A 9,574-nucleotide genomic window follows, 5' to 3' on the forward strand; every position below is an offset into this window, starting at 1 on the left:
ATGGGGGAGATGGGGAAGATGGGGGAGATGGGGGAGATGGGGGAGAACAAAGAACCAAGAACAAACAACATTACTGTTCCCAGTTCCGGAGTTCCCTGTTCCCAGTTCCGGAGTTCCCTGTTCCCTTTGTCACAAACAACCAACAACAAATTGTTAATTGTTTATTGTTGATTGACTAGACCTTCGCTCGTTTAAAGGCTTCATCTAGAACTTCCGAGAGAGTAGGATGGGTGTGGACATTGAACGCCAACTCTGTCACCGATTGACGGTTGGCAATGGCATTTGCCCCTTCTTGAATTAAATCAGCCGCATGAAGTCCAATAATATGAACCCCTAACAACTCCCCAGTATCCTTACGGAACACCACTTTCGCAATCCCATCGGTTTCCCCCTCCGCTAATGCCTTAGAATTGCCTTTAAAATAGGTTCTCGCCGTTCCGACTTTAAACCCTTCTTTCTCACCTAACTCCTTGGCCTGTGCCTCATTTAAGCCCACATAACTGATTTCTGGGTGAGTAAAAGCCGCAGCCGGAATACTACGATAGTCCACCGTCTTCTCTTGGCCCCGGATATTCTCAACCGCAATAATACCTTGGGCGGAGGCCGCATGGGCTAACATCATTTTGCCCGTAGCATCCCCAATCGCATATAAATGAGGGACAGGTTTGCCATCTAGGACAACCTCCATCTTGTCATTCACCTCGATAAACCCACGACGGTTGGTTTGGACTCCCACTGCTTCTAAGCCTAAATTTTTCGTGGCCGGGATGCGTCCAGTGGCGACGAGACAAGCATCCACCTCTAAAGTATCCACCGTTTCCTTCGTTTTCGCATCGGCCAACTCAATCACCACAGGTTCACCGGGGGTGACTTTTTTCGCCAAAGTGCGGCTATAGGTTTCAATATCACGGGGTTTAATTAATACTCGTTCCGCAATTTTGGCGATATCTCGGTCAAACCCTGGCATTAAGTTATCCAATGCCTCGATCATGGTAATTTCACAACCCAAGGCCGAGTAAACATCGGAGAATTCTAAACCAATATAACCACTTCCCACAATGGCCACCCAGTCGGGGAGATATTCCAGCTTAATTGCATCGTCACTGGTAAAGACGGTGTGGCCATCTAATTCTATACCGGGGGGAACAAAGGGATCAGACCCGGTGGAGAGGATAATATTTTCGGCACTAAAGGATTTTTCTCCGTCTTCGGTTTGGACGGACACTTTTTGCGGGCCGGCAATTTTGCCCCAACCACGAATTGTATCGACTCCGAGACGTTTTAAACTGTTGGTGAGATCGCCACGAATTTTCTCGACTAAACCTGTGGCATGGTCTGCGATCGCTTGTCGATCATACCCGATTTGTCCGACTTGAATCCCCATGGCTGCGAGGTGTTTACTGTCGTGGAGTTCTCGAACGCGGCCCGAGGCGGCTAGGAGGGCTTTGGAGGGGATACAACCCCGGTTCACGCAAGTCCCCCCCATATCCGCAGCTTCAATAATAGCGGTTTTCAGGCCGGCTTCTACGGCGTGTAAGGCTGCACCGTGTCCTCCAACTCCTGCCCCAATAATGATTAAGTCGTAGTCAAAACTCATAGGAATATTTTATCCGATTCACCAAACCTTAACATTATAAGGGTCTTTGGGGTTCGTCGGGAGTTGGGAGTCGGGAGTTGGGAGTCGGGAGTTGGGAGTCGGGAGATGGGGGAGACAAGGATTGATGAATTCTCCATTGATTACCCATCACCCCTTACCAAAAAAAAATGTGACAAATGTAGCAAAGTTATGGCAAAATGTAATTGAAGATACAGAAATAAGATTTTTCTTTATCAGTCCACTATCTCAAGTCAGCAATCGGAGGAACTTATGAATATTAATAAACAAGCTAGATTATTAACCGCCCGTCATCGTGAACGCCAACATAACCGCGATCGCCAGATTTCGGCTTTAATTCAATCCCGTCACAATGGGATGTCTCACAAAGCTGAAGATAATGAATCCTTAAACTAAGAATCTGTGAACTAAAAAGATTCACATCATAAATACGGTAAGATTGCCGTAAAGCCCCTTATCCTCCGGATAGGGGGTTTTTCGTTGGGAGGATGACTGGCTCTAAGAGACGGATTAGGGCTTACACAAGGACTTAGATTATCTTAGAGTGAGAGAAATAGGATCCCAAAACAAATATTAAACGTTCATAACACAGCAATTAAGGTTCAGTCTCGTGAAAGCAATTACAATTCTTGGTTCAACTGGCTCGATAGGAACACAAACCCTCGATATTGTCAAGGAAAATCCAGACCAATTTCGGGTGGTGGGACTTGCCACAGGCCGTAATGTGGAACTTTTGGTGGAACAAATTCGCTTGTTTCGTCCCGAAATTGTGGCCATTCAAGATGAGAGTAAGTTAGGGGAGTTAAAAGATGCAGTGGCCTCCCTCGACTATACGCCCGAACTCCACAGCGGCCAAGCGGGGGTGATTGAGGTGGCAAAATATGGGGATGCTCAAACCGTGATCACCGGGATTGTTGGGTGTGCGGGTCTCCTCCCCACTATAGCAGCCATTGAAGCCGGAAAAGATATTGCTCTAGCCAACAAAGAAACGTTAATTGCCGGGGGGCCGGTTGTGCTTCCCTTGGTGAAAAAACACGGTATTCAGATTTTACCCGCAGACTCGGAACATTCGGCAATTTTCCAATGTTTGCAGGGGATCCCTGAGAAAGGACTCAAGAAAATTTTGCTCACTGCGTCGGGGGGATCATTCCGGGATTTACCTGTCGATCAGTTGGCCTCGGTGACGGTGGCCGATGCGTTAAAACACCCCAATTGGACGATGGGGCAGAAAATTACGATTGACTCTGCTACCTTGATGAATAAGGGGTTAGAGGTGATTGAAGCTCATTTCTTGTTTGGGTTAGATTATGAGGATATTGAGATTGTTATTCACCCTCAGAGTATTATTCACTCGCTGATTGAGTTACAGGATACTTCGGTGATTGCCCAGTTAGGGTGGCCGGATATGCGTTTACCGATTCTCTACACTTTATCTTATCCAGAGCGAGTTTATACGAATTGGGAACGGTTAGATTTAGTGAAAGTGGGGAGTTTAACGTTCCGTGAACCGGATCATAAAAAATATCCTTGCATGAATTTAGCTTATGCTGCAGGCCGCGCTGGGGGGGCGATGCCTGCTATTCTCAATGCAGCTAATGAGCAGGCCGTGGCCTTGTTTTTACAGGAACAAATCCGCTTTTTAGATATTCCTCGCTTAATTGAGACGGTGTGCGATCGCTTCTCCCCTCGTAACATTGCCCAACCTACTCTAGAGGATATTGTAGAGAGCGACGCTCTCGCAAGACAAGAAGTGTTGAATGCGACGGAAACCCTAGAGAAACCCATGGTTTCTTTGATGGGTAAGGGGTAAGGAGTAATGGATAATGGATAATGGATAATTATTCGTGAATTACTCTAGAAACCGGGTTTCTGTAGAATATTTTGATCTTCCCCTTCCCGTTGGATAAGAAACCCGGTTTCTCACTCATCCCGGTTTCTCCGTAGCGATACTCCGGCGTGAACAAAGAATCAACAACCAAGAACCAACAACAAAAACAATGAACACGCTGATTCTTTTAATCGCATCAGCGATTGTTGCTTGGGTGATTTTCACCTTTTTGCTGAAAGTCATCAAGGCCAGTCTGCAAACGGCCATCACCGTGGCCTTAGTTGTTCTCATTTTGCAGATTTTTTTCGGAATCGGGCCGCAACAGTTTTGGGACTACCTAACCGACTTGCCACAACTGATACTTCAAGACTGAGCATTACTTGATATTAACTGTCAAAGCCTTGATTTTGATTCAGGTATTCTATAGCCATGTTATACGCTTTCCGATTGAGTCTGACCCACTTCTTGAGAAGAAGGCGTTATTCTCGGTTCAGTACCATTCGATACTGGGTGCAAGTCTTCACGAATCGTTTTTTTGTACTTTCGGAGTCCGTATAATCGATAACTGAAGACGTGGATGATAGCAAGGATATCTTCGACCATTTCTCGTTCTGGAGAAAAGTTACTTTGTTGGAGAACCACGAGTTGACAACCTTGTTTTTCGCAGAGCCATTGGATAAGTTCAACACCGAAACGGGCGAGTCTGTCTTTATGACAGACCACAACCATTGAAACATCTCCTGCGAGAACTCGTTCCAATAGGGAACGCAGTTTTTTTCTTTTGAAGTTGAGTCCCGACGCAACTTCTTTGATGAGTTCACCGTTGGGGAAACGAGTGAGAAGAAAGTCAGCTTGTCTCTCAAGGTCAGGTTTTTGAGAATGACTACTAACTCTGGCGTAGAGGAGAATGGCCTTTTCTGATGGAGAAGGGTTGAGGACTGATTCGACGTTGTAACGTCTTTGTCCATTGGGGGTTCGGATGGTTTCGATTTTCCCCGCTTCATCCCATCGCAAGAGGGTTCTAAGGGAAACGCCGAGTTTTTCTTGGGCGACTCTGGCTGGTACATACTTTGACATTAAGCACGGGCAATTTAATGGACTACATCCACTCTAGTGCCAAGGTCAATTAATGTCAATTAATGTCAATCAATTATGCTTCTAGCAGGCTACTCTTGTTTGATGTGGACAGTGAGACAAATTAAATTCAAGACATAAAACTTAATATTATTGTACATTAATTGAATGGGGTGTGAGCCTGTGACACAGAACAACAACCGCTCATTCCCGTAGTTAATGTATCCCAACATTATTTCAAGATATGCGATCGACACCAAGCATCGAACAGTTTCTCCCCTTACAGTCCGACCTCGGCAAACTCGCCTATCAAACCTTACAACAAGGGAAAGGTGCATTGAGTCTTGCTCATAAAGTGGTCAGTAATCGTCTGAGTGATCTCGTTGTACCCGAACGAGACAAAGGGATGGAACTTCCCCCCGAAGTTCTGCAAAAAATCACCCAACTCCGTCAACAACTCCTAGAAACAGACTGGGAAGACGCAGAGAAAGGAATTTATCCGGTGAGTCTCCTTTTTGACACCAACTGGGAAGACACCTTGCAATATTACCCCCAAGTCTGGCTTGATATGGCCAACGTTTGGCAACGAGTCCGGGAGAAAAACTATCAAGACTTTCAAACCCCCATCGACAAAGAAAATTATCCCAAATACTACCTGCAAAACTTCCATCACCAAACCGACGGGTATCTGAGCGACCAATCCGCCAACCTTTATGATCTCCAAGTAGAACTCCTGTTTAGTGGGACGGCCAACCCCATGCGGCGGCGGATTTTAGCTCCTCTAAAAGAAGCAGTAGAAGCCTTCAGAGATACCCCACCCGCCCAAAAACGGGTGTTAGATGTTGCTTGTGGGACAGGATATACCCTGCAAGGGATTCGCGCTACTCTGCCGAAAGCCTCCCTTTACGGGGTGGATTTATCCCCCGCTTACCTCCGCAAAGCCAATCAGATTCTCTCGCAAATTCCGGGGGAATTGCCGCAGTTACTCCACGCGAATGCGGAAGAATTGCCCTATCTCGATAATTATTTCCACAGTGTCACCTCGGTTTTTCTCTTCCACGAATTGCCTCCCCAAGCACGGCAAAATGTGATTAACGAGGCATACCGGGTAACACAACCAGGAGGAACATTTATTATCTGTGATTCCATTCAGGCCCTTGATAGTCCGGAATTTGCCCCGAATATGAAGAATTTTCCCATTATTTTCCATGAACCCTACTATCGCCATTACATCACCGATGATTTAGTGAAACGCCTTGAAACGGCGGGTTTTACTGAGGTTCAGACGATGAAACACTTTATGAGTAAGTATTGGGTGGCGAAGAAAGCAGCTTCTGTTGCTTGAGGGAGGTAAGGTAACTCTGTAGGGTGGGCATTGCCCACCCTACTACTCGGCCTTGAGTCCTGCGAGGCAGTTTCCGCAACTGGTATCATCCTTGGGTGAGACAAATTTTTGTCGGGTACTGTCACTCCACCCAACCTACAATTCTTGATATCTGCTCTATGAATTTAACCCATTATTTACAGACTCTCGAAAATAATAACCTAGAGAGAGCCAGTGAGCGTACTCATTATCCTGCGTTGCAAACATTGATCGAAAGTGCAAAGTTGGAGATTACGGCCAGCATTGAAGAAAGAAGTAACCAAGCAGGAATCCCTGATTTTACAGTCCGCAAAAATAATAGTTTATTAGGGTATATTGAAGCCAAACAAATTGATGCTAATTTAGACAAAATTGAAGAAACTGAACAATTACAACGTTATTTCGAGTCATCTATTGGCAATAACTTTATTTTAACCAATTATTTAGAGTTTCGTTGGTATTTAAATGGAAAGTTGAAAGCAAAAGCTATAGTCGCTCAACGAGACGATAATAAAATTATTCCTATTAATGATGCAATTGATACAGAAAATTTAATTCTATCTTTTCTTAATTATACCGGAAAAGCTATCAATAACTATTATGATTTAGCTAGGCAAATGGCCGCAACAACTAAAGCCATTCGTTATGGGATTAAAGAAGGGTTAAGACAAGAAGACTCAACCGGAGAATTACGACAACTTTACACTATATTTGAGGAGTTATTACTACCCCAATTAAACTGGTCAGACTTTGCGGATATGTATGCTCAAACCATTGCTTATGGACTCTTTACCGCAAGGGTGGGTCACGCACAGGAAGGGGATACTCTCCGCTTTGATCGTCAAACTGCCAGCATTTTTATTAGTGACAAAATCCCTTTTTTAAAAGGATTATTTTATCTCGTTATTGCCACAGATATTGTTAGTAAAATTCATTGGACAATTGAGCAACTCATTGAGCTTTTAGCGAAAGTAGAAATGGGGAATATTTTAGAAAACTTTGGTCAAGAAACTGACCGACAAGACCCCATTGTTCATTTTTACGAAACCTTTTTAGCGGCCTATGACGCATCCTTACGGAAAAGTCGCGGAGTGTATTATACTCCTGAATCTGTGGTGAGTTTTATTGTCAAAGCAGTTAATGATATCTTAGACCAAGATTTTGATTTAGAATACGGGTTAGGGAGTCGTAAAGTGACTATTTTAGATCCGGCCACTGGGACAGGGACTTTTTTATATGCAGTCATTAAACAAATTCGGGCGAATTTTGAAAAATATGGAGTTAATCGCTGGAATCTATTATTTAGAGACAATAAAGTATTAAGTCGGTTGTATGGGTTTGAGTTACTGATGACTCCCTACACCATCGCACATTTAAAATTAGGATTATTATTAGAGAGATTGGGGTATGAGTTTGCAGATAAAGAGAGATTAAAGATTTATCTGAGTAATGCGTTGGATGAGGGAAAGAAAAAATCAGAAATGCTGTTAGGGAAGTATATTTCCGAAGAAGCAAACCAAGCAGCAGACGTTAAAAATGAAATTCCCATTTATGTCGTGTTGGGAAATCCTCCCTATTCTGGCCATTCAGAGAATTTTAGTCCTTGGATTGGGGGATTAGTCCGAGACTATTATCAAGTGGACGGAAACCCGTTAAATGAGAAAAATCCCAAGTGGTTACAAGATGATTATGTGAAGTTTATCCGGTTTGGACAGTGGAAGATTGATCAGACTCATCAGGGGATTTTAGGGTTTGTGACGAATCACGGATATTTAGACAATCCCACCTTTCGAGGGATGCGACAACGTTTGTTAGAGAGTTTTGACCGCATTTATATTTTAGATTTACATGGGAATGCGAAGAAAAAAGAGGTTTGTCCCGATGGGAGTCCGGATCAAAATGTGTTTGATATTCAACAAGGGGTGTGTATTGGGATTTTTGTTAAAGATGGGGAGAAGTCTCCCTCTGATCTTGCAACGGTTTATCATGCAGAGGTTTGGGGGAGTCGAGAGTCAAAGTATCAGTTTTTAACTCAGGTTACGTTGGAGACGGTGGAGTGGGAAGTAATTAATCCTGTTTCTCCGTTTTATTTATTAATCCCCCAAATGCAGGATTTATGGGAAGAATATGCAAAGGGATGGAAAATTACTGAAATTATGCCTATTAATTCTTTGGGGGTAGTTACTGCAAGGGATAGTTTAACGATTCAATGGACTAGGGAAGATGTTGCTAATGTTGTTAATGATTTTGCTTCCTTGTCTGAAAAAGATGCACGATTTAAGTATAATTTAGGGAAAGATTCTAAAGAATGGAATGTGTCTGTTGCAAAGCAAGATTTACTAGAGACTGGGGTTAGAAGTCAGTTAATTATGCCAATTTTATATCGGCCCTTCGATACTCGTTTCACTTATTATACAGGTAAATCTAGGGGATTTATTTGTCGGCCAAGAAATGAGGTTATGAGTCATGTGATTAAAAAGGAAAACTTATGTCTCATTTCTGCAAGAGGAATTGAAAGAAGCAGAGAATATGATCAAGTTTTATGTACTAATAAAATTATCACGAATCATACGTTATCCTTAAAAGAAAATAACTCTCTTTTTCCCCTTTATATTTACCCAGACACCGACAACCAACAAACGAATTTATTTCTCGAAAAACATCCCAATCTCTCCCCAGAATTCCTACAAAATGTCAGAGAAAACATGGGTAAAACTCCCACTCCAGAGGAAATTTTTTACTATCTCTACGCAATTCTGCATTCTCCCACCTATCGTCAACGATACGCAGATTTTCTCAAACGAGACTTTCCCCGTCTTCCTATTACCTCCAATCAAAAATTATTTCAAAATTTAGCAAAAGAGGGAGGAAAGTTAGTTAATTTACATTTAATGAAGTCTCCCCAACTCAAAACTTTAATAACTGAATATCACGGGGAGCAAAAACCTCCTGTCAGTCAAGTTAAATATAACGAGACAAAGCAAGAAGTCATTATCCATAAAAATTGTCGTTTTTCGGGGATACCGAAACGCATTTGGGAGTTTAAGGTGGGGGGATATCAGGTGTTAGAGAAATGGTTAAAGGATAGAAAGAAAGCAAAACGACAATTATCATCTGAGGAAATTCTCCATTATCAGAAAATTGTCGTTGTGTTAACGGAAACTCAAAAAATTATGACTCACATTGATCAATTAATTCCTGATTTTCCCTTTGCATAATTTTTCTCTTTAAACCCCTTGACAGGTGTGGCATTGCCCACCCTACAATATCCCATCGACTGCTTTTTCGGTGAGCGTAGGGGCAATTCGTGAGTTGCTCCTACTGCATCTAAACAGGGAATGTTTTAGGATGCGTTAAGATCAACAAGCATTCCTTCCTGTTAAACATTGACATTCAATGAAGACTGAAAGGAGGAATAGAGCCGCGATAATTGAGTATCGCCGCTTTAACCCCTTAATCGAATCCGGTGTCTGCTAACTCAAAAGATGCAAATACCAGGAGAACTGAAATTTTATGCTTTCTGTGCGACAAACCCTTAGTGTCTTGGGATTGACCATCCTGCAAAGGGCTTTATATATCGTGGGGCGCACGAAAATTAACGCTTGGGGAGAAACTCCCTCTTGGTTGGTTGGAGAAATCCTGCTAGCTAACGGAGATTCGTTGAACCAAGAATCCACGCTCCTTTAGGGCGTGG

At 43.1% G+C, this 9,574-nt stretch carries 7 protein-coding genes; 5 read left to right on the top strand and 2 right to left on the bottom strand.

Annotated elements, in window-relative coordinates:
- Nucleotides 1-175: 175 nt before the first annotated feature.
- Nucleotides 176-1,597, bottom strand: a complete 1,422-nt coding sequence (lpdA, locus tag PN462_RS04400) for a dihydrolipoyl dehydrogenase (RefSeq protein ID WP_272126773.1) — start codon at nt 1,595-1,597, stop codon at nt 176-178.
- Nucleotides 1,598-1,867: 270 nt separating this feature from the next.
- Between lpdA and PN462_RS04405 the strand changes: the two genes are divergently transcribed.
- The 3 genes from PN462_RS04405 to PN462_RS04415 all read left to right on the top strand — a co-directional run bounded on the left by PN462_RS04405 (nt 1,868) and on the right by PN462_RS04415 (nt 3,816).
- Complete coding sequence (locus PN462_RS04405) at nt 1,868-2,011, top strand: hypothetical protein (RefSeq protein WP_272126774.1); 144 nt, start codon at nt 1,868-1,870, stop codon at nt 2,009-2,011.
- A gap of 214 nt (nt 2,012-2,225) precedes the next feature.
- A complete protein-coding gene (gene dxr, locus PN462_RS04410; RefSeq protein ID WP_272126775.1) occupies nt 2,226-3,425 on the top strand; it encodes a 1-deoxy-D-xylulose-5-phosphate reductoisomerase in 1,200 nt (399 codons plus the stop codon).
- 187 nt (nt 3,426-3,612) lie between these two features.
- On the top strand, nt 3,613-3,816 hold the full coding sequence (locus tag PN462_RS04415) for a hypothetical protein (RefSeq protein ID WP_272126776.1): 204 nt from the start codon (nt 3,613-3,615) through the stop codon (nt 3,814-3,816).
- 59 nt (nt 3,817-3,875) lie between these two features.
- Here PN462_RS04415 and PN462_RS04420 read toward each other — a convergent pair whose 3' ends face one another.
- Complete coding sequence (locus tag PN462_RS04420) at nt 3,876-4,520, bottom strand: IS607 family transposase (RefSeq protein WP_272126777.1); 645 nt, start codon at nt 4,518-4,520, stop codon at nt 3,876-3,878.
- A gap of 241 nt (nt 4,521-4,761) precedes the next feature.
- On the opposite strand from PN462_RS04420, the gene PN462_RS04425 reads away from it, so the two are divergent.
- Nucleotides 4,762-5,862 carry a class I SAM-dependent methyltransferase gene (locus PN462_RS04425; protein ID WP_272126778.1) on the top strand — a complete coding sequence of 367 codons (1,101 nt, stop codon included), beginning with the start codon at nt 4,762-4,764 and terminating at the stop codon, nt 5,860-5,862.
- Nucleotides 5,863-6,020: 158 nt separating this feature from the next.
- Nucleotides 6,021-9,098, top strand: a complete 3,078-nt coding sequence (locus tag PN462_RS04430; RefSeq protein WP_272126779.1) for a type ISP restriction/modification enzyme — start codon at nt 6,021-6,023, stop codon at nt 9,096-9,098.
- The last annotated feature ends 476 nt before the right edge of the window (nt 9,099-9,574 follow it).

The organism is Spirulina sp. CS-785/01 (assembly GCF_028330525.1).
Taxonomy (GTDB): Bacteria; Cyanobacteriota; Cyanobacteriia; order Cyanobacteriales; family Spirulinaceae; genus JAQMSD01.